Source organism: Actinomadura sp. NPDC000600 (assembly GCF_040492135.1).
Classification (GTDB): Bacteria; Actinomycetota; Actinomycetes; order Streptosporangiales; family Streptosporangiaceae; genus Spirillospora.
On record NZ_JBEUPD010000003.1, the window covers coordinates 324,150 to 344,615 of the forward strand.

The 20,466-nt window shown below is 73.2% G+C and carries 17 protein-coding genes and 1 pseudogene; 7 read left to right on the top strand and 11 right to left on the bottom strand.

Annotated elements, in window-relative coordinates; all coding sequences use genetic code 11:
• The first annotated feature begins 74 nt into the window (after positions 1–74).
• Positions 75–1,706, top strand: coding sequence for a serine/threonine-protein kinase (locus tag ABWI07_RS06670; protein ID WP_149260048.1), 1,632 nt, complete (start codon positions 75–77; stop codon positions 1,704–1,706).
• A 3-nt stretch (positions 1,707–1,709) separates the two neighbouring features.
• Here ABWI07_RS06670 and rho read toward each other — a convergent pair.
• Positions 1,710–2,861, bottom strand: a pseudogene (rho, locus tag ABWI07_RS06675) (transcription termination factor Rho); the annotation flags it as partial.
• 587 nt (positions 2,862–3,448) lie between these two features.
• On the opposite strand from rho, the gene ABWI07_RS06680 reads away from it, so the two are divergent.
• Complete coding sequence (locus tag ABWI07_RS06680; protein ID WP_353817934.1) at positions 3,449–4,222, top strand: enoyl-CoA hydratase/isomerase family protein; 774 nt, start codon at positions 3,449–3,451, stop codon at positions 4,220–4,222.
• Positions 4,223–4,239: 17 nt separating this feature from the next.
• Here the strand turns inward: ABWI07_RS06680 and ABWI07_RS06685 are convergent, their stop codons facing one another.
• The 3 genes from ABWI07_RS06685 to ABWI07_RS06695 all read right to left on the bottom strand — a co-directional run bounded on the left by ABWI07_RS06685 (position 4,240) and on the right by ABWI07_RS06695 (position 7,303).
• Complete coding sequence (locus tag ABWI07_RS06685) at positions 4,240–5,127, bottom strand: hypothetical protein (RefSeq protein ID WP_353817935.1); 888 nt, start codon at positions 5,125–5,127, stop codon at positions 4,240–4,242.
• 269 nt (positions 5,128–5,396) lie between these two features.
• Entirely contained in the window at positions 5,397–6,041 is a 645-nt protein-coding gene (locus tag ABWI07_RS06690; protein WP_353817936.1) for a response regulator, read from the bottom strand.
• The gene (locus ABWI07_RS06695; RefSeq protein WP_235036874.1) at positions 6,005–7,303 is read right to left on the bottom strand and encodes a sensor histidine kinase; all 1,299 of its coding nucleotides are present in this window, start codon (positions 7,301–7,303) and stop codon (positions 6,005–6,007) included. The genes ABWI07_RS06690 and ABWI07_RS06695 overlap by 37 nt, the downstream gene beginning before the upstream one ends.
• Before the next feature lie 227 nt (positions 7,304–7,530).
• On the opposite strand from ABWI07_RS06695, the gene ABWI07_RS06700 reads away from it, so the two are divergent.
• Both ABWI07_RS06700 and mca read left to right on the top strand, forming a co-directional pair.
• Positions 7,531–8,946, top strand: coding sequence for an MDR family MFS transporter (locus tag ABWI07_RS06700; RefSeq protein WP_353817938.1), 1,416 nt, complete (start codon positions 7,531–7,533; stop codon positions 8,944–8,946).
• On the top strand, positions 8,943–9,791 hold the full coding sequence (gene mca / locus ABWI07_RS06705; RefSeq protein ID WP_149260042.1) for a mycothiol conjugate amidase Mca: 849 nt from the start codon (positions 8,943–8,945) through the stop codon (positions 9,789–9,791). Before ABWI07_RS06700 ends, mca begins: the two co-directional genes overlap by 4 nt.
• Positions 9,792–9,810: 19 nt before the next feature.
• Here the strand turns inward: mca and ABWI07_RS06710 are convergent, their stop codons facing one another.
• A complete protein-coding gene (locus ABWI07_RS06710) occupies positions 9,811–10,596 on the bottom strand; it encodes a polysaccharide deacetylase family protein (protein ID WP_353817996.1) in 786 nt (261 codons plus the stop codon).
• Positions 10,597–11,136: 540 nt separating this feature from the next.
• Between ABWI07_RS06710 and ABWI07_RS06715 the strand changes: the two genes are divergently transcribed.
• A complete protein-coding gene (locus ABWI07_RS06715) occupies positions 11,137–12,588 on the top strand; it encodes an MFS transporter (protein WP_353817939.1) in 1,452 nt (483 codons plus the stop codon).
• Here the strand turns inward: ABWI07_RS06715 and ABWI07_RS06720 are convergent.
• Genes ABWI07_RS06720 through ABWI07_RS06730 form a run of 3 tightly spaced genes read right to left on the bottom strand, consistent with a single transcriptional unit; the run spans position 12,534 to position 16,732 of the window.
• Positions 12,534–13,355, bottom strand: coding sequence for a helix-turn-helix transcriptional regulator (locus ABWI07_RS06720; RefSeq protein ID WP_149260039.1), 822 nt, complete (start codon positions 13,353–13,355; stop codon positions 12,534–12,536). The two genes, ABWI07_RS06715 and ABWI07_RS06720, sit on opposite strands and share 55 nt — an antisense overlap.
• Positions 13,356–13,409: 54 nt before the next feature.
• Positions 13,410–15,053 carry an AMP-binding protein gene (locus ABWI07_RS06725; RefSeq protein WP_149260038.1) on the bottom strand — a complete coding sequence of 548 codons (1,644 nt, stop codon included), beginning with the start codon at positions 15,051–15,053 and terminating at the stop codon, positions 13,410–13,412.
• Positions 15,050–16,732: an AMP-binding protein gene (locus ABWI07_RS06730; RefSeq protein WP_149260037.1), complete on the bottom strand. Its 1,683-nt coding sequence runs from the start codon at positions 16,730–16,732 to the stop codon at positions 15,050–15,052. The genes ABWI07_RS06725 and ABWI07_RS06730 overlap by 4 nt, the downstream gene beginning before the upstream one ends.
• 133 nt (positions 16,733–16,865) lie before the next feature.
• Between ABWI07_RS06730 and ABWI07_RS06735 the strand changes: the two genes are divergently transcribed.
• Positions 16,866–17,129 carry a hypothetical protein gene (locus ABWI07_RS06735; RefSeq protein ID WP_149260036.1) on the top strand — a complete coding sequence of 88 codons (264 nt, stop codon included), beginning with the start codon at positions 16,866–16,868 and terminating at the stop codon, positions 17,127–17,129.
• Between the two features lie 173 nt (positions 17,130–17,302).
• Positions 17,303–17,773 (top strand): carboxymuconolactone decarboxylase family protein, encoded by a 471-nt coding sequence (locus ABWI07_RS06740; protein ID WP_149260035.1) that lies wholly within the window; start codon positions 17,303–17,305, stop codon positions 17,771–17,773.
• Positions 17,774–18,244: 471 nt separating this feature from the next.
• On the opposite strand, the gene ABWI07_RS06745 is transcribed toward ABWI07_RS06740, so the two are convergent.
• The 3 genes from ABWI07_RS06745 to ABWI07_RS06755 all read right to left on the bottom strand — a co-directional run bounded on the left by ABWI07_RS06745 (position 18,245) and on the right by ABWI07_RS06755 (position 20,454).
• A complete protein-coding gene (locus ABWI07_RS06745; protein ID WP_353817940.1) occupies positions 18,245–18,781 on the bottom strand; it encodes a GNAT family N-acetyltransferase in 537 nt (178 codons plus the stop codon).
• 162 nt (positions 18,782–18,943) lie between these two features.
• Positions 18,944–19,627, bottom strand: coding sequence for a GNAT family N-acetyltransferase (locus ABWI07_RS06750; protein ID WP_353817941.1), 684 nt, complete (start codon positions 19,625–19,627; stop codon positions 18,944–18,946).
• A 59-nt stretch (positions 19,628–19,686) separates the two neighbouring features.
• On the bottom strand, positions 19,687–20,454 hold the full coding sequence (locus ABWI07_RS06755) for a group II truncated hemoglobin (protein WP_353817942.1): 768 nt from the start codon (positions 20,452–20,454) through the stop codon (positions 19,687–19,689).
• Positions 20,455–20,466 lie beyond the last annotated feature (12 nt).

Sequence of the window (20,466 nt, forward strand, 5' to 3'; positions counted from 1 at the left end):
TCGGCGGACGCCAGTCAAAAATCAATTGATGCCGTGGGAGCGTGCCTTGGGCACGTTCCGGCGATTACCCGCCCATGAGTGGGGATCGGCTGATACCGCTCGCGCGACGGTATCGCCTGCTCTCTGTCGTCGGCAGAGGCGGTATGGGCACCGTTTGGCGGGCGTATGACGAAATGCTTGACCGGGACGTCGCGGTCAAGGAGGTCCACCTTCCCCCGCGCATCACCGAGGGCGAACGCAGGGTGATGTGCAGGCGCCTGCTCTGCGAGGCCCGCGCGACGGCCGCGCTCCGGCATCCCGGCGTCGTCGCCGTGCACGACCTCATCATCGAGGACGGCCGCCCCTGGATCGTCATGGAGTTCCTGGAGGCGTGCTCCCTGCACAGGCTGGTCACGGAGGACGGCCCGCTCGGGGTGCGCCGGACGGCGGAGATCGGCGCGGCGGTCCTGTCGGTGCTCCGCGCGTCGCACGCGGCGGGCATCCTGCACCGCGACGTCAAGCCCAGCAACGTCCTGATCTGCGACGACGGGCGGGTCCTCCTCGGCGACTTCGGCCTCGCCGTCCACACCGGCAAGGGGCCGCAGCCCGCCGACACGCTGCTCGCGGGCATCGAGGGCTCGCCCGCGTACCTCCCGCCGGAGCGGGTGAACGGCCTGCCGAGCGTGGAGGCGTCCGACCTGTGGTCCCTCGGCGCGACGCTCTACACGGCGGTCGAGGGCTTCTCGCCGTTCCTGCGCTGCCACGCCCTGGCGTCGATGGTGGCGGTCCTCTTGGGCGACTACGCGCGCCCGGTCCGGGCCGGACCGCTGACCCCGGTCATCGAAGGGCTCCTGCGGCAGCGGCCGGAGGACAGATTGACGGCCGAGGCCACCGCGGAATTGCTGCAAAAGCTCATCGGAACCCTTCCGGAACCCGGTTTCACCAGGGCCCCGGTGCCGCATTCCCGCCGTTTCTCCGCGCACCGGGTCGTGCCGCGGCGCGCTTCGCGGGCGCTCGGCGGCTCCCGGGTGCCGAGGGAGGCGTCGGGCGCGCCCGTCCGGCGCGGGCCGCGCGTCCCGTGGACGCTGCGCGGCGGCGGTCCGTCCGGCAGCCCGCCGTGCGGTTCGCGGCAGGCGCGGTGGCGCGTCCCGGCGCTGCCGTCGCGCCGGCTGCGCCCGGGGGCGGTCGTCAGCGTGGCGCTGCTCGCGGCGCTCGCGGCGGGCGCGGGCACCTGGACGGCCCGGTGGACGTCGATCGGCAAGGGCGACTCGGTCGCGCTGCGTCCGGCGGCGGGCGTGTCGATGAAGACGGCGCGGTACCACGAGGCGGGCGCGTACTCGGTGCGGGTGCCGGCGGGCTGGCAGGCCGAGCGGCGCGGCAGCGTGATGACCTGGAAGGACGCCGAGACCGGACGGGGGCTGCGCATCGCCCCGGCTCCCGGCGACCCGCTGGCCGGGCTGCGCGCCGAGGAGCGCGGCGCGGTGAAGGAGCACCGCTATCCCGGCTACCGGCGGCTGCGGCTGGAGCCGGTGCCCGAGGTCGTCGACGGCGCCGCCGAATGGGAGTTCACCTGGCGGGACGGAGGGCACGACGCCGTCCGGCACGTGCTGTGCGGCCGCGCGGCGGGCTACGAGTTCTGCTTCCACGCGCCCGACCCGGAGTGGACGCCGGGCCAGCGCCTCTACGACAAGATCCTCAAGTCCTTCAGGCCGGAGAAGCGCGGCTAGCGGTCAGGTGGTCTGCTGGAGGCGGAGCAGGAACTCGGCGTTGGAGGAGGTGCCCTTCATCTTCTCCAGGAGCTGCTCGACGGCCTGCTGCTTGTCCAGGCCCTGGAGGGCGCGGCGCAGGCGCCAGGAGAGGGCGAGCTCCTCGGGGGACATCAGCAGCTCGTCGCGGCGCGTGCCGGACGCCTCGATGTCGACGGCGGGGAAGACGCGGCGGTCGGCGAGGCTCCGGTCGAGCTTCAGCTCCATGTTGCCGGTGCCCTTGTACTCCTCGAAGAAGACGTCGTCCATGCGGGACCCCGTCTCCACCAGCGCGGTGGCGAGGATGGTGAGCGAGCCGCCGTTCTCGATGTTGCGGGCGGCGCCGAAGAACTTCTTCGGCGGGTAGATCGCGGTCGTCGCGACGCCGCCGGCGAGGATGCGGCTGCTGGAGGGCGCCGCGAGGTTGTAGGCGCGGCCGAGCCGGGTGATGGAGTCGAGCAGCATGACGACGTCGTGGCCCTGCTCGACGAGGCGCTTGGCCCGCTCCACGGCGAGCTCGGCGAGCGCGGTGTGGTCGCGCGCGGGACGGTCGAAGGTCGAGTGGATCACCTCGCCCTGCACGGTCCGCTGCAGGTCGGTGACCTCCTCGGGCCGCTCGTCGATGAGCACGACCATCAGGTGGACCTCGGGGTTGTTCTGCGCGATCGCGTTCGCGACGGCCTGCAGCACCATCGTCTTGCCGACCTTGGGCGGCGACACGATGAGCCCGCGCTGCCCCTTGCCGATCGGCGCGACCAGGTCGATGACGCGGGTCGCGAGCGGACCGGTGTCGAGGCGCAGCCGCTCCTCGGGGAACAGCGGGGTCAGCGCGCCGAACTCGGGGCGGCCGGCGGCCTCGGCGGGCGGGAGGCCGTTCACCGTCTCGACGCGGGCGAGGGTGGGCGAGTCGCCCCGGCCCTGCTTCGGGGCCCTGGCGAAGCCGGCGACCACGTCGCCGGGGCGCAGGTGGTGCGCCTTGACCTGGGCGAGGGAGACGTGCACGTCGTCCGGGCCGGCGAGGTAGCCGGACGTGCGGACGAACGCGTGCTTGTCCTGGACGGACAGGAGGCCCTGGAAGGGGACGGTCGGCGCGTCGTCGGCCGGGCGCCGTCCCTGCTGGCGCCCGTCCTTGCGGGCGCTCTGCGCGGAGACCGCGTGCGCGCCGCGGGCGGGGGCCTTGCGGCCCGCGGCGGGTTCTGATTCGAGGGTGGGGGCGGACATGAGGGTCCCTTCTCAGGCGGGCGCGCGGTGGTCGGCGCCGCCCGGAGTCGAAGTCCGCGTACGGCGGCGGAACCCGCGGCGCGTACGCGAGAGGAATGCGAGGTATGCAGCTCGGTTCACCGGGCTGACGTCGGCTCCCTTGTGCGGCGGCCCCGCACGCCGTGCGTGCCGGACCGGAAAGTCACCGGGCGCTCAGATGGCCCGGGCGGGGAAGAGACGTCCTCGACGCGAGTCGTGAGAATCCAAGGACGTTGCCATGACAGTACAGCAATCGGGGGCGCTTTCGCATTCCCCGAGCTCGGTGACGGCTTTCATGCGGATGTCCCCCTGCGTCCGTCCGGCGCCGCGGCTTCCCCCGGCCGCGCCGCCGGTCTCATCCGTGGCGATGCTGACGAGGGTTATGACTACCGGATCGGCCCCCAGGTTCCGGTGACCGTCCGGTGGCCGGTGCCGGACGGCGGGCGAATACGATGAGCCGCGCTGCTCAGGGGTGAGGGAGGACGATGGGCGAGGGGCTGCGGTTCGAGGTCGCCGGGGGCGTCGGGACGGTCGTGATCGACCGGCCGGCCAAGCGGAACGCCATGTCGGCGGACATGTGGCGGGCGCTGCCCGGCATCCTGGACGGGTTCGCCGCCGACCCCGCCGTCCGGGTCGTGGTGCTGACGGGCGCGGGCGGGAACTTCTGCGCGGGCGCCGACATCTCCGAGCTGGACGACATCCACCGCGACGACGACTCGCACCTGTCGACGGTCGCCGAGCGGGCGCTCGCCGCGTTCCGCAAGCCGACGCTCGCCGCGATCGAGGGGTACTGCGTGGGCGGCGGCTGCCAGCTCGCGGCCGCCTGCGACCTGCGGTTCGCGGAGCCGGACGCGCGGTTCGGGATCACCCCGGCCCGGCTCGGCATCGTCTACCCGGCCGCCGCGACGGCGCGGCTCGTCCGGCTGGTGGGCCCGTCGGCGGCGAAGTACCTGCTCTACTCCGCCGACCTGGTGGACGCCGCGCACGCCCTGCGCATCGGGCTGCTGGACGAGGTCGTCCCCGCGGGCGGCCTGCACGACCGCGTCGCCGCGTTCACCGAGACCCTCGCGTCCCGCTCCCTGCTCACCCAGCAGGCGACCAAGGACATCGTGGACGCCATCGTCGCCGTCGGCCCGGTGCAGGAGATGACGCAGCGGTGGCTCGCCGAGGTCGCCGCCAGCGGCGAGGTCGAGGAGGGCATCGCCGCGTTCCTCGAACGCCGCGCGCCCGAGTTCCCCTGGACGGCGCCCCTGCGGTGACGCGCGGGCACCGAGGTCTAGGCGTTCAGCGCGGGCCAGGCCGACACGTCGCAGAACCGTCCCTCGGGGAGGCGGTGCAGGCGCCCGGCGGCGGCGTCCGGGTCGTCGAGCAGCCCGGCGGTGTCGGGGCGGCGCAGCTCGGCGAGCGGCAGCACCCCGCACACCAGCGACTCCGGCGTCCGCACCACGAGAAGCGGCCCGATCCGCGCGCCGCCCCGGTCGACGTCGCGGAGCGCGCCCAGCAGGGTCCGCGCCGGGCCGGTGGAGTCCACGCAGTGCTCGCGGAGCGCGGCCACCAGGTCGATGAAGTCGCGTTCCAGGGAGCGCGGGCTGCGTCCGGACAGGTAGTAGCGGTCCCCGTCGGTCAGCTCGACGCGCAGCCCGTGGTGTCCGGCGAACCGCTCGAACGGGCCGGTCAGCGCCGGCCGGTCTCCGGCCGGGACGACGGTGAGGGCCCCGGAGGCCAGGTCGGCGGGGTCGGCGCCGAGGGACGCGGCGACGGCCTGGTCGAGCCGCCCGACGAGGTGCCTGCGGAGCTCGGCCGTCTCGGCGGCCAGCCGCTCCACGGCCGCGCGCTGCTCCTCGGCCGCGTCCCGATGCTCCTTCAGCCGCCCGCTCACGTCCGGTACCAGCCGGTCGTTGATCTGCGTGACGAGCGAGCGGATCCGGGCGTCGGTCTCCTCCAGCGCCGCGCGGTCGCGCTCCTGGTCGGCGGCGAGCCCGTCGAGCCGCTCGCGCTGGGACGCGCGGAACTCCGCCAGCTCGTCGCGGGTGCCCTTGAGGGCGCGGAGCTGCGTGCGGATGTCGGCGATCTCGGGGGCGCCCGGCGTCCGCCCGCGCTCGAACGCCAGGTACAGCTCCCGCCCGGCGATCGCCAGGCACAGCAGAACGAGAATCACCGTCATCACGCCCTCCCCGGGCCTGCTCGCGGGGGAGACTATGCCACCGCCACGCCCCGGAAGGAACGACCCGACGCCACGACTATGCGGCCTGCCGGGGACGATCCCCCACACTCCCGTGCACCCTGTGGGGGACACCCCCCACATCCCCGGCCGGCTCCGCTGGCCTGTGCAGTCTGTGGGGGCGACCCCCCACGCCCCCCGGCTCGCTCCGCTCGGCTGTGCAGCCTGTGGGGGGGCGACCCCCCACGCCCCCCGGCTCGCTCCGCTCGGTTTTAGCGGTTCAGGTAGGCCAGGACGGCGAGGACGCGCCGGTTGTCGTCGCCGGTGACGGGGAGGTCGAGCTTGGCGAAGATGTTCGCGGTGTGCTTGGTGACCGCGCGCTCGGTGACGACGAGCCGCTCCGCGATCGCCGCGTTGGAGCGGCCCTGCGCCATCAGCTCCAGGACCTCGGTCTCGCGCGGGGTGAGGCGCCCCAGGGGGGTGTCGCGGGTGTTGCGGGCGACGAGCCGGGAGATGACCTCGGGATCCATCGCGGTGCCGCCCGCGGCGACCCGGCGGACCGCGTCCACGAACTGCGCCGCGTCGAACACCCGGTCCTTGAGCAGGTAGCCGATCGCGCCGGTGCCGTCGGCGAGCAGCTCGCGGGCGTAGAGCTGCTCGACGTACTGCGACAGCACGAGGACGGGCAGGCCCGGGACCTGCCGCCGCGCCTCCAGCGCCGCCTGGAGGCCCTCGTCGGTGAAGGAGGGGGGCAGGCGCACGTCGACCACCGCCACGTCCGGGCGGTGGTCGAGCAGTGCCTTCAGCAGGGACGGCCCGTTGTCGACGGCCGCCGCGATCTCGAAGTCGTGCGACTCCAGGAGGCTGACGAGGCCCTCCCTCAGGAGAGCGAGGTCTTCGGCGAGGACAACGCGCAAGGCAGCTCCAGGGTCACGATGGTCGGGCCGCCCACGGGGGAGTTGAGGGCGAGCACGCCGTCGAATGTACCGATTCGCCGCTCGATCCCGCGCAGCCCCGAGCCGCCCTCCAGGCTCGCGCCGCCGCGGCCGTCGTCGGTGACGCTGATCCGCAGCATGCCGTCCTCGTACCGCATGTCGACCCAGACGCGGGACGCGCCGGAGTGCTTGGCCGCGTTGGTGAGGATCTCCGAGACCGCGAAGTAGGCGGCGGACTCGACCGGCGGCTCGGGGCGCGCCGGCAGGTCGGCGGACACCTCGACGTCCAGCGGGTGGTCGAGTGCGAGGGCCCGGACCGCGTCCCCGATGCCGCGGTCGGCGAGCACCGGCGGGTGGATGCCGCGGACGAGGTCGCGCAGCTCGTGCAGCGCCTTCGCCGACGAGGCGCGGGTCTCGGCGAGCAGGATGCGGGCCTTCTCCGGGTCCTTGTCGAGCAGGTGCTCGATCGCGCCGAGGCTCATCCCCATAGCGACGAGCCGGGCCTGCGCGCCGTCGTGCAGGTCGCGCTCGATGCGGCGCAGTTCGGCGGCGGAGGCGTCCACGGCCTCGGACCGGGTCTCGGTGAGGTGCTGGACGCGCAGCGCGAGCTCGGACTTCTTCGTCGGGCCGAGGATGGTGCGGCCCCAGTGCCCGTACGCGGTCAGCATCTTCGGGCCGATCAGGTACCCGGCGGCGATGCACGCGGTGGCGACGACCACGGTGGACAGCACCCGCCCGGTGTCGCGGCCGTACCCCTCGGTGACGTGGACGTAGGCGTACCAGTCGCTGCCGCCGTAGTGCCCGATCATGTCGCCGGCGAAGGCGGCGAGCACGTACCCCCACAGCCCGTAGAGGATCAGCAGGCCGGGCAGCGCCGCGGTGAAGACCGAGACGACCGGGTCGGTGAGGACCCACAGGTAGTCCCGCCAGGTGGCCGGATCGCTGATCAGCGCGATGAACCGCTTGAACATGCCGCTCAGGCCGGGCTCCTGCTCCGGTTCGGGCAGGTACGGCCGCGCGATCCGGACGTCGGTCCACCGGTTGATGCGGACCCGGTACGCGTCGAGCCGCTCGCGCAGCAGCATCGTCGAGGACGGGAACAGCAGCACTCCGACGAAGCTCGTGATCATCGAGACGACCGTGATGAACCACAGGCCGACGAGGGTCGCGGGGATGCCGAGCAGCCAGAGCGCCAGCCCGCGCCAGGGGGCCCGCACATGCCGTTGCAGCCGTGTCTCTTGCACCAGTCCACCGTCCACCGGATCCTCCGCGGGTCGCTTGCCGTCTGGAGTCCAGTCTTCTGGCGGCGGCCCCCGAGCACAGTGTGCCCGCAACCCGAGCGTGGGGTGTAGCTGAGTACACCCCCCGGCCCCGGTCTTCGCTCGGATAGGTCGAACCTAAAAATAGTGTTGACCAAGCAAGTTGGTTGAGCCTAAATTTAGGTCCACTCAACTTACTTGGAGGACGCCGCATGACCGCACCCGTTCGTGCCCCCGCCGCGCCCCGACCGGCCGAGAGGCTGGACCCGGCGCTGCTGAGGGCGTCGTTCGTCCTGGTCCTCGGCCCGGTACTCGCCCTGCTCGACACGACGATCGTGACGGTCGGCCTGGACTCGATCGCCCGCGACTTCCGCAGCCCGCCCGCCACGCTGCAATGGGTGTCGGCCGGATACCTCCTCGCCGTCTCGATGGTGATGCCGCTGGCGGGCTGGGCGAGCGACCGGTTCGGCGCCCGCAGGATGTGGATGGTCTCCGTCGCCCTGTTCGCCGCCGGGTCCGCCCTCTGCGGCCTCGCATGGTCGGCCGGGAGCCTGATTCTCTTCCGCGTGCTCCAGGGCGTCGGCGGGGGCCTGATCCAGCCGATCGGGCAGTCGATCGTCGTCCGGGCCGCCGGGCCCGCCCGCCTCGGGCGCGTCTTCGGCATCACCGTCCTGCCGCTGACGTTCGCGCCGGTCCTCGGCCCGGTCCTCGGCGGGCTGATCGTCGACCGGCTCGACTGGCGCTGGATGTTCCTGGTGAACGTCCCGCTGGGCCTGCTGACCCTGGTGCTGGCGGGCCGCCACATCCCGTCCGACACCGGGCGCGGGACCGGCGGCGACAGGCTGGACGTCCTGGGCCTGGCGCTCCTGTCCCCCGGCCTGGCCGCACTCGTCTACGGCTTCTCCGAGGCCGGCGGCGAGGGCTTCGGCGCCCTCGGTGTCGCCTTGCCGCTGCTAGCCGGCGCGGCGCTCGTGCTCGGCTACGTCGCGCACGCCTTGCGCCGCCGCGCAGCGGCTCTGATCGACCTGCGCCTGTTCGCCCGGCGTGGCTTCGCGGTCGCAACGGCGAACTCGTTCCTGCAGGGCGCCGCCCTCTACGGCTCCCTGCTCCTGCTGCCGCTCTACTACCAGCAGGTGGAGCACGCGTCCGCGCTGGAGGCGGGCCTGCTGCTCGCCCCGCAGGCCCTCGGGACGGCCGCCGCCACGTTCTTCGCGAGCCGGCTGGCCGACCGCATGGCGCCCCGGCCGCTGATCCTGACCGGCATCCTGCTCACCCTCGCCGGGACGGTCGCCTTCACCCAACTGGGCTCGTCCCCGGCGGGATGGCTCCTCGTCGCGTCGCTGGTCGTCCGGGGCGCGGGACTCGGAGTCGTCATGGCGCCCGGCATGGCCGCGGTCTACGCCGGCGTCGAGCGCCACGAGGTGGCCCGCGCCGCCGGGGCCGTCAACACCGTCAACCGGGTCGGCGGCTCGCTGGGCACCGCGGTCCTCGCGGTCGTCCTGCAGCGCTCCCTGGACGGGCACGCCCCCGCGGCCGCCTACGGCCACACCTTCTGGTGGGCGGTCGCCCTGTCCGCCCTGACCCTCGTCCCCGCCCTCTTCTACCCGTCCCGGAAGGAGCACCGATGAGGTTCCGGCTGCTCAGCGTGCACGCGCATCCCGACGACGAGTCGAGCAAGGGCGCCGCCACGCTCGCCAAGTACGCGGCCGAGGGAGTGGACGTCCTGGTCGCGACCTGCACGGGCGGGGAGCGCGGCGACGTGCTCAACCCCGCGATGGACCGGCCCGAGACCAGGGCGGACCTGCCGGCGGTCCGGCGGGCGGAGATGGAGGCCGCGCGCAGGATCCTCGGCGTCCGGCAGCGGTTCCTCGGCTTCGTCGACTCGGGTCTGCCCGCCCCCGGCGAGCCCCTGCCGGACGGCTGCTTCGCGCGCACGCCCCTCGCCGAGGCGGCCCGCCCGCTCGTGGCGCTCATCCGCGAGTTCCGTCCGCACGTGGTCGTCACCTACGACGAGACGGGCGGGTACCCGCATCCCGACCATGTCAGGACGCACGAGGTGACGGTGGAGGCGTTCGAGGCGTCCGCCGACCCGTCCCGCTACCCGGGGACGGGCGGGCCGTGGCGGCCGGAGAAGCTCTACTACCAGGGCGCCTTCTCGAAGGAGTGGTTCCAGGCGCTGCACGACGGCATGACCGAGCGCGGCCTGGAGTCGGGCATCGGGCCGATCCTCGCCGACTGGCCGGACACCGCGCCGAAGCTCGACATCACCACCCGCGTCCACTGCGCGGACCACTTCGCCGTCCGGGACGAGGCCCTGCGGGCGCACGCCACGCAGATCGACCCGAACGCGGGCTTCATGGCCCATCCGCGCGACGTGGAACGCGCCGTCTGGCCGACCGAGGACTACCACCTGGCCCGCTCCCGCGTCGCCACGGAACTCCCCGAGGACGACCTCTTCGCGGGCCTCCGGTGAGGGGCCGGCGCGAGCGCGGTCAGAGCGCGACGAAGGTCAGGCCGCGCTTCTTCATCTTCGGGATGACGGTGTCCAGCGCCTTGAGGGTCTGCGAGCGGTCGCCGCCGCCGTCGTGGCACAGCATGATGTTGCCGGCCTTGCCCTTCATGAGCGTCCGGCGGATGTGCCCGACGCCGGGACGGGCCCAGTCGCGCGGGTCGACCGCCCAGTCGATCGGGAGCATGTCGTGCTCGGCCACCAGCTCCAGGATCGTCTTCGACCACGCGCCGCCGGGGGAGCGGAAGAACTGGGGGACGACGCCGGTGACGTCGGCGATCCGGTCGTGCGCCTCGACGATCTCCTTGCGGACCCGCTTGCGCGCCATGCTCCCGATGCTGATCGGGTGCGTCTGCGTGTGGTTGCAGATCTGGTGGCCGGCGTCGGCGATGCGGCGGGTGAGCTTGGGGAACTCCTTCACCTGCTCGCCGATGACGAAGAACGTGGCGTGGATCCCGTGCTCGGCCAGCAGGTCGAGCACCCGGGGCGTCCACAGGGGGCTCGGGCCGTCGTCGATCGTGAGGGCGATCGACTGCGGGGGCGGCGGAGGGTTCAGCTGCGTCAGCTCGCGGACGGGCTTCTCCACCGCGGTGAGCTTGGCCGGCGTCCACGGGGCGGGCCGGGGCGTCGGCGTCGGGGTGGGCGTCGGCGTCGGATGGATGACCGGCCGCGCGCGGGGGGTCGGTACGGCCCACGCGGGCTTCCCGGTCCCGTGCGGCGTGCGCGCGCTGTCCGCGCCGAGGGCCGTGAGTCCGGCGGCTGCCCCCATCAACCAGAGAGCTTTGCGGCGTGATGTCCGGCCTGAGTCCTCAACCTCCACAAGTCCCACGCTATCGGGGTTTTGGGCGGGTAGGGGGATGCTATGGGATCACAATCGGCTCACCCGAGTGGTCCGTTTTAGGGACCGGGCACAGCGCCGCAGGTCGGGCCACTGACGGGGGTCGTCCCGCTGACATCAGCCGTCTTGCCGGAAGGCCGTAAGCGAGGCGCTGGAGCCGGCGGCGAGGGGCGCCGAACGTCTTCGGAGAGGTGTTACCGTCGTCACTGCGATTCGGGGGCCGGACGTCCCAGCCCGGGGAACAGGCGGGACGGCCGAGCGATCACGGCCCGGCGCAGCCGGCGTGCGGTGACGGTCGACCAGGCAGTGCGCCGCGGGGGCCGATCTGCACTGGACGACGCCCACGCCGCTGACCCCGTCGCCGGGCCCGATCCGCCGAAGACCGCGCGGCCCCGCGGTGTTCACCGGCCCGTACGGGCCCCGTCGGCGTGCCCGCCGCAACCCGGTGGCGGCGGCCGGGGTTGTCCCTCCATGCCCTCGATCGATCACACCTCCGTGTCCGGGCCCCCGATCACCGGCCCCCGCCGGCCCGCGTTCATGCTCGCGGTCCTGCTCGCCGGGCAGTTCATGGTCAACATCGACATCGCCGTCGTGAACGTCGCCGGTCCGGCCGTCGAGGAGGACCTGCGCCCGTCCGCCGGCGGCCTCGAACTGGTCGTCTCCGGCTACACGCTCGCGTACGCCGTCCTGCTGGTGACCGGTGCCCGGCTCGGGCAGGCGCGCGGCCACCGGCGGATGTTCCTGCTCGGGCTCGGCGCGTTCACCGCCGCCTCGCTCGCGTGCGGGCTGGCCCCCTCCACCGGCGCGCTCGTCGCCGCGCGGCTGGTGCAGGGCGCGGCCGGGGCGCTGATGGTGCCTCAGGTCCTGTCCGGCATCCAGCTCCACTTCACCGGCCCGGCACGGGCGCGGGCGCAGGGACTGCTCGCCGTGGCGCTGTCCGGCGGCGCGGTCGCGGGCCAGGTGCTCGGCGGCGTGCTGGTCTCGGCCGACGTGGGCGGGCTCGGCTGGCGCCCGGTCTTCCTGGTCAACGTGCCGGCCGGGATCGCGCTGCTCGCGGCCGGGGCGCGGCTGCTCCCGGCGGACGCGGGCGGCCGCGGCGCGCGCCTCGACCTCGGCGGGGCGGCCCTGCTGTCGGCGGCGGCGCTCCTGGCCGTCGTTCCCCTGCTGTTCGGGCGCGAGGCGGGCTGGCCGCCGTGGACGTGGGCGTCGCTCGCGGCCTGCGTGCCGGTGACCGCCCTGTTCGTCAGGCGGCAGCGGCGCGTCGAGTCCCCGCTGCTGGCCCCGGGCGTGCTCGGCCGCCCGGTCGTGGCGTGGACCCTCGGCGCCCTCGGCGCGGCCACCGGCACCTACTACGCGATGATGTTCGTCCTCGCCCTCTACCTGCAGGACGGGCTGGGGCACAGCGCCCTGTTCTCCGGCCTGGTGCTCGTGCCCTGGGTCGCCGCGTTCGGGGTCGGAGGGCCGCTCGTCCCGCGCCTCCCCGCCCGCCTGGCCGCCCGCGCGCCCGTCGCCGGCTACCTGCTCCTCGCGTCGGTGTACGCCGCGGTGGGGCTGACCCGCGCGGACGGGGCGGTGCTCGCCGTGCTCCTCGGGTTCGGCGGGCTCGGCCTCGGACTCGGGTTCGCGCCGCAGCTCGGGCGGCTGACGGCGCACGTCCCGGACCGGTACGCGGCGGACCTCAGCGGGCTGGTCAACATGAACTTCCAGCTCGCGGGCGTCGCGGGCGTCGCCGTCTTCGGGACCCTGTACCTCGGCGTCCCCGGCGGCCACGGCCCGGCGTTCACCGCCGTGATGCTCGGCTTCGGCGGGACGGCGCTCGCCGCGACCGGCGCCTCGTTCGCGGGGCGCCGGGCGGCGCGGCGCGAGGATCAGGGGAGCAGCCCGGCGCGGCGGGCGGCGGTCACGGCCTCCAGCCGGGTGTGACTGTCGAGCTTGCGCATCGCCGACCGCAGGTAGCTCTTCACCGTCTCCGGCAGCAGCCCGAGGCGCTCGCCGGCCTCCGCGTTGGTGCAGCCGATCGCGACGTACGACAGGACGTCCAGCTCGCGGGGCGACAGCACGGGGCGCGGCGCCGCGTCCGGCTCGCCCAGCCCGGCCGCCGCGAGGCGCAGCGACGCCTCCCGGAGCCGGTCGCGGGTCGGCAGGTCGCGGACCTGCTCGGCGAGGGCCCGCAGCTCGGCGTGCACGGCCCGGACCTCCTCCCAGCGCGCCGCCGAGGTGCCGGGCGGCGTCCGCGCCAGCGCCTCGTCGGCCCGGTCCTGGACGGCGAGGTCCTGCTCGAGGTCGCGCGCCGCCTCCACGGCCGCGCCCACGACGCGGTCGGCGAGCGAGAGGGGCTCGCGCAGCGCGCCGTAGAGGACGCCGCGGACGCGCCGCCGCACGACGATCGGGACCGCGACGATCGACAGCAGCCCCTCGCGCCCGACGGGCTTGTCGTAGTCGTGGCTGATCGACGCCGAGCACGGGTAGTTGCTGACCCAGGCGGGGCGCCCCATGGCCATCGCCTTGCCGCCGAGCCCGTTGCCGTGCCGCACGACGAGGCCGTTCAGCGAGTCGGTCGTGTTGCCGACCAGCTCGGTGATCACCAGCCGGTCCTGGCCGCTGAGCGCGCCGCCGAACACCATGGGCAGGCCGGTGGTGCGCTGCAGCGTCAGCACCGCCGACCGGACGGCTCCCACGTCATCGCCCATGTTCCGAGAATGCCCTGCCGGACCCCCGGCACGAAAGTCCGGAGATGGACGAACCTAGGCGTGCCGTGCCGCGGCGACGTCCTCCAGGCCGAGGATGTCGACCGCCTCGGCGCGCATCTGCACCTTGCGGATCTTGCCGGTGACCGTCATCGGGAACTCCTCCACCACGTGCACGTAGCGGGGGATCTTGTAGTGGGCGAGCTTGCCCTCGCAGAACGCGCGCAGCTCGCCCGCGGTCAGGCCCGGCACGCCCTCGCGGAGCCGCACCCAGGCCATCAGCTCCTCGCCGTACTTCTCGTCCGGGACGCCGATCACCTGCGCGTCGACGATGTCGGGATGGGTGTAGAGGAACTCCTCGATCTCGCGCGGGTAGATGTTCTCCCCGCCCCGGATCACCATGTCCTTGATCCGGCCGGTGATGTTGACGTAGCCCTCCTCGTCCATCACCGCGAGGTCGCCGGTGTGCATCCAGCGGGCGGCGTCCACGGCCTCCGCCGTCTTCTCGGGCTCGTTCCAGTAGCCGAGCATCACCGAGTAGCCGCGCGTGCAGAACTCGCCGGGCACGCCGCGCGGGACGGTCACGCCCGTCTCGGGGTCGACGACCTTGACCTCCAGGTGCGGCAGCACGGTCCCGACCGTGGACACGCGGCGCTCCAGCGAGTCGCCCGCGCGGGTCTGCGTGGACACCGGCGACGTCTCGGTCATGCCGTAGCAGATCGCGACCTCGCTCATCCCGAGCCGCTCGATGACCTGCTTCATCACCTCGACCGGGCACGGCGACCCGGCCATGATCCCGGTGCGCAGGCCGGACAGGTCGAGCCCGGTCAGCGACGGCTCGTTCAGGACGGCGATGAACATCGTCGGCACCCCGTACAGCGAGGTGCAGCGCTCGGCCGCGACCGCCTCCAGCGTCGCCTTCGGGTCGAACGCGGGCGCCGGGATCACGATGCACGCGCCGTGGCTCGTCGCCGCGAGGTTGCCCATCACCATGCCGAAGCAGTGGTAGAAGGGGACGGGGACGCAGATGCGGTCCTCCTCGTCGTAGCCGCACAGCTCGCCGACGAAGTAGCCGTTGTTCAGGATGTTGTGGTGCGACAGCGTCGCGCCCTTGGGGAACCCCGTCGTCCCGGACGTGTACTGGATGTTGATCGGGTCGTCGGCGGTGAGCGTCCGCCCGATCTCCTCGAGCACGCCCGGCGCCGGGGTGCGGCCCGCCTCCAGCAGCGCGTCCCATCCGGGCGTGCCGATGAGCACGACGTCGCGCAGCGCGGCGCACTTGGGCCGCACCTGCTCGATCATCGCGGCGTAGTCGGACGTCTTGAACACCGGTGCCGCGACGAGCGTCCGGATGCCCGCCTGGTTGAGGACGAACTCCAGCTCGTGCACCCGGTAGGCGGGGTTGATGTTGACGAGGATCGCCCCGAGCTTGGCCGTCGCGTACTGGACGAGCATCCACTCGGCGCAGTTCGGCGCCCAGATGCCCACCCGGTCGCCCTTGACGACGCCGAGGTCGCGGAGGCCGAGCGCGACGGCGTCCACGTCGTCGGAGAACTGCTCGTAGGTCCAGCGGCGGCCGGACGACCGCTCGACGAGCGCGTCCCGCTCCGAGTGCGCCGCGACCGTCTTGTCGAGGTTCGCGCCGATGGTGTCGCCGAGCAGCGGCGTGGTCGAGATGCCCGACGCGTAGGAGAGGTTCATCGAAGGTCCTCCTCGCGGAACTCGCCCTCCGGGCGGTCGCCCTCGCCCGGATGCTTGTCGATCTCGCTGGCCCGCAGCTCCACCCGGCGGATCTTGCCGGAGATCGTCTTCGGCAGCTCGGCGAACTCCAGCAGCCGGACCCGCTTGTAGGGCGACAGCTGCTCCCGGCAGTGCGCGAAGATCGCCTTCGCCGTCTCCGCGTCCGGCGCCCAGCCGGCCGCGAGCGTGACGTAGGCCTTGGGGACGGCCAGCCGCACCGGGTCGGGCGACGGCACGACCGCGGCCTCCGCCACCGCCTCGTGCTCGATCAGCACGCTCTCCAGCTCGAACGGCGAGATCTTGTAGTCGGACGCCTTGAACACGTCGTCGGCGCGCCCGACATAGGTGATGTACCCGTCCTCGTCGCGGGAGCCGATGTCGCCGGTGTGGTAGTAGCCGCCGGCCATCGCCTCCTCGGTGCGCTCCTCGTCGCCGTGGTAGCCGGTCATCAGCCCGAGCGGGCGGTCCTCCAGGTCGAGGCAGATCTCGCCCTCGTCGCCCGGCTCCCCCGTCAGCGGGTCGATCAGCGCCACCTTGTAGCCGGGCACGGGACGCCCCATCGAGCCGGGCTTGACCGGCTGGCCGGGCGTGTTGGCGATCTGGACGGTCGTCTCGGTCTGCCCGAAGCCGTCCCGGATCGTGCGGCCCCACGCCTCCTTCACCCGCTCGATCACCTCGGGGTTCAGCGGCTCGCCGGCCGCGACGACCTCGCGGGGCGGCCTGCCGAGCCGTCCGAGGTCGGCCTGGATCAGCATCCGCCACACGGTCGGCGGCGCGCAGAAGCTCGTCACGCCGCACCGTTCGAGGGTGTCGAGGAGCCGGTCGGGGTCGAACCGGGTGTAGTTGAAGATGAACACGCACGCCTCGGCGTCCCACGGCGCGAAGATGTTGCTCCACGCGTGCTTGGCCCACCCCGGCGACGAGATGTTCAGATGGACGTCTCCGGGCCGCAGCCCGATCCAGTACATCGTCGACAGGTGCCCGGCCGGGTAGGACGCGTGGGTGTGCTCGACCAGCTTCGGCTTGGCCGTCGTCCCGGACGTGAAGTACAGCAGCAGCGTGTCCCGCGACATCGTCAGGCCGTACGGGGTGAAGGACTCGCCCTCCTCGTAGGCGTCGGCGTACCGCAGCCACCCCTCCACCGGCTCGCCCACGGCGATCTTCGTGAACTCGCCCTCGACACCGTCGAACTTCCCGGTCTCGGACGAGGCGGTCACCACGTGCCGGGCCCTGCCGCGCGTCAGCCGGTCCTGGAGGTCGGCCGTGCCGAGCAGCGGCGTGCACGGGATCATGATCGCGCCGAGCTTCATCGCCGCGAGCACGGTCTCCCACAGCTCGACCTGGTTGCCGAGCATCAGGATGATCCGGTCGCCGCGCCGCACCCCCGCCCGGCGCAGCAGGTTCGCCACCTGGTTCGACCGCCGCGACAGCTGCGAGAACGAGTACCTGGCCTCGGCGCCGTCCTCCTCGACGATCCACAGCGCGGGCGAGTCGTTGCCCTCGGCGATCTTGTCGAACCAGTCCAGCGCCCAGTTGAAACCGGTCAGCACCGGCCAGCGGAACTTCTCGTACGCCGTCGCGTAGTCGTCGCGGTGCGCGAGCAGGAAGTCGCGCGCCGCGCGGAACTCGACTGCGGGCATGGTCTCTCCCTCGTAGCCGCACGGGCACCCGGTCAGAAGGATCGTTGGCCATCCGGGTGACCGACGCCACCCCCGAACGGGGGTAGTAGGGGCTTCCTACCCCGGCGCCGGTGGGCTGAAGGACGCCTACCTGATGAAGATGATGGCGCAGTACCCCGAGGAGTCGACGGACAAGGTGGACGGGCCGAAGGACGCCCACCTCGGCAAGACCGGCGGCGTCTACTACGCGCTCGCCGACATCAGCCTCACCGACCAGCCGATGACGTCCCAGGACGGGCCGCACGTGTGGCGCAGTTCCAACGGCACCGACTGGGAGTACCTCGGCGACACCGGCGGGAACCCGTGCCCGAAGGTGCCGAAGTCCCTCATCAAGGTCTGGGGGGTCACCTGCAACTGAGCCGGGGGCCCGGTCGCGGATCCGGGCCGCGGGCCGGGGGACATGACCGCCCGCCTGCGGTCGTCCGGCTGCTACGCGTTCGGGGTGACGGGGGTCACTCCGGACACGCTGTCACACTGCGGTGGGGTGAATCGTCAACCTGGTGTAACCCTCCATATGGCAAGGAGACCACCATGGACGCCCGATTCACCTACTACGACACCGAGACCGGCGGAAAGTTCATGAAGTACCTCCTGTCGGCGTCCAAGGCCGTGACGAACTCGGGGCTGCCGCTCGCGACGGCGCATCTGGTGGAGCTCCGGGCCAGCCAGATCAACGGGTGCGGCTTCTGCGTCGACATGCACAGCAAGGACGCCGCCCACGCGGGTGAGACCTCGGTGCGCCTCAACCTCGTCGCGGCCTGGCGGGAGGCCACGGTCTTCACCGACGCCGAGCGCGCCGCCCTGGAGCTGGCGGAGGAGGGGACCCGGCTCGCCGACGGCCCCGGCGTCTCCGACGAGGTCTGGGCGAACGCCGCCAAGCACTACGACGAGGAGCAGCTCGCCGGGCTGGTGTCCCTGATCGCCCTCATCAACACCTGGAACCGCATGAACGTCATCACCCGGCAGCCCGCCGGCGGCTACCAGCCCGGCCAGTTCGGCTGACCGGGCCCGGCGCCCGGTTCACGGCGCGCCCGGGTCGATCGGGGCGAGGGCGAGGGACTCGTCCAGCGCCTCGGGAAGGTCCGGGGACGGATCCTCCGACCAGCGGATCATCAGGTCGAGCATCACGCCGAAGGCCGCGCCCGTGAGGGGCGCGGACCTCGGCGGGCTCGCGGCCGGTGCGCTCGGCAGCGGCCCGTTGACCCCGGGCCGAACCCGTCCGCGAGCAGGTCGTAGGCCCGCCGCAGCGTCGTGCCGGGCGGCGGGGCAGTGCGCGCTCCTCCGGGGGAGCGACGGCGTCGCCGCTCATCTCCACGCGCAGGCCGGGGACGTGCGCCGCCTCGCGCAGCCAAGGGGGGAGGCCGGAACGCGAACGTGCCGCCCTTCGGTGTGAAGGACGGCACGCGCCGGTGAGCAGAGGATCGATGGGGACGCCGAGCCGGGCCCGGCCGCGCGGCCGGGCCCGGCTCGCCGTCAGGCGGTGGTGTAGGTGGCGATGTCCTCGGTCGCGCCGGCGTGGCGGAGGCCGGCCTTCTCCAGGACGCGGACCGACGCCGTGTTGCTCGGCTCCACGGTCGCGACCACCGCGTCCACCTCCGGTGCGGCCAGGGCGAAGGCCACGATGGCGCGGGCGGCCTCGGTGGCGTACCCGCGGCCCCGGCGGGACGGGACGACGCCGTAGCCGAACTCGACGACCCCGTCGGTGGGCGGCCAGAACAGGCCGGTGGTGCCGACCACCAGGCCGGTGGCGCGTTCGATGATCTGGCGCTGGCCGTGCGCGTCGAGCACGGACGGGTGCTCGGCGATGAAGCCGGCGATGTCGCGATCGCCTTCGGCGGGGAAGTCGTCCGCCCAGTGGGCGCGCCTGTCGCCGGACAGTACGGCGGCGATCTCGTCGCGCGGCCACGGACGCAGGACGAGGCGGCCGGTGGTGAGATCCGCGCTCGGCAGGCCCGCGGCGGCCGGGTCCGCGTCGTGCGGGCCCGATGCGGTCAGGTCGGAAGATGACAAGTCTGGCTCCTGGTCGTTCTGGACGACCGGGCCGCGCTCAACCGCGCACGGCCCGGACAAGGGCATGCTGACGAAGCGCCGCGCGGGCCATATTCATCAACCTCCCCTGTCGCAGGAACACCGCAAAGCCTATCCGGAACGGCTTTGCGGTGCCTTCGGCGGTCAGGGAATCCGGAAGCCGCGGAAGGTCACGTGCTTGCGGGTCTTGAAGCCGAGCCGTTCGTAGAGCGCGATCGCCTGGGTGTTCGCCTCGGCCATGTGCAGGAACGGGCGCTCGTCCCGGGCCGTGACGCGGGCCGCGAGCGCGCGGACCAGGCGGGCGGCGTGGCCGCGCCCGCGCGCCTCGGGGGCGGTGCAGACGGTGCTGATCTCCGTCCAGCCGGGAGGCCGGAGCCGTTCGCCCGCCATCGCCACCAGCACGCCGTTCTCGCGGACGCCCAGATAGGCGCCGAGTTCGCGGGTGCGCGGCCAGAACGGCCCCGGTCGGGTCCGCGCGACGAGGTCGAGCATCTCGGGCACGCTGTCCGCGCCCAGCTCCACCACGCCGGTGCCGGCCTCGCCGCCGCCGGACCAGACCATCTGCCGGCCTTCGAGGACGAAGACCGGCTCCCAGTCCGGCGGCGGGACCGCGGGGCTGCTGAACATGTCGGCGAGTTCGCCCCGGCCCAGCAGTTGAGCGAGATCGGCCCACTCCGCCGGGTCCGGGTCGGTGGACACCGTCGAGAAGGTCGCGACTCCCGGCAGGTAGGTCGCGGCCCGGCCGAGGCGGCGGGCGAGGTGCGCGTGGCGGCCGCGGAGCGACTCGCCCACAGGGTCGTCGAGCACCACGTCGCCGAGGTCCACCACCGTGCATTACCTCTCAGGACGTGCGTGCAGATCAGCGCCCTGGATGCTACTGCCTTGGGCTACTTCGAGGGGATGTAGGGCGGGGCGACGCCCCAGCCCCAGTGGGGCATGGGGGCTTCGAGGGGCGGCTCGGCGCCCGGCTGGGAGTTGGCGAGGGCGATGCGCGTGCCCCACTCGATGTAGGACGCGAACGCGGCGCGGAACTCCGGGTCGTCCGGGAGGCCGACCTCGTCCGCCGCGTCCATGAGGAGCGAGACCCAGCGGCGGCGCTGCGCCTCGGTGATGGACCTGCCGAGGTGGTGCCGCACCATGGAGTGGTAGCCGCCGCGCTCGCGGCTGTAGCGCTCGGGTCCGCGGAAGACCTCGCCGAGCCACGCCGCGACCCACTTCGGGTGGTCCGGGGCCATGTGCTCGAAGAGGGGGCGGAGCAGGTCGTCCCTGAGGACGTTCGTGTAGAAGTGCTCGGTGAGCCGCTCCAGCGCCTCGCTCCCGCCCGCCCAGTCGTACATGGTCGGGACGGACGACCCGGCGCCGCGCACGGCCGTCCGCTCGTAGTGCCGCATCTCCTCGATCCGCTGGACGTACGGCTTGATCTCGGCGAAGAACGCGGGGAAGTGCTCGCCGCCCCGGAAGCCGCGCATGTGGTCGTCGGCCGACGTCCAGCAGATGCGCAGGATGTAGGACGACGGCTCGTCGACGCACCTGGACAGCTCGTAGTCGACGCACTGCGGCGCCGCGGCGAGGGGGACGGCGGCCCGCGCGTAGGCGGCCTCGAACTCCTCGGCGTCCCCCGGATCGATGCTGTAGCGGATGTACTCGACGATCATTGGCGCCCCCAG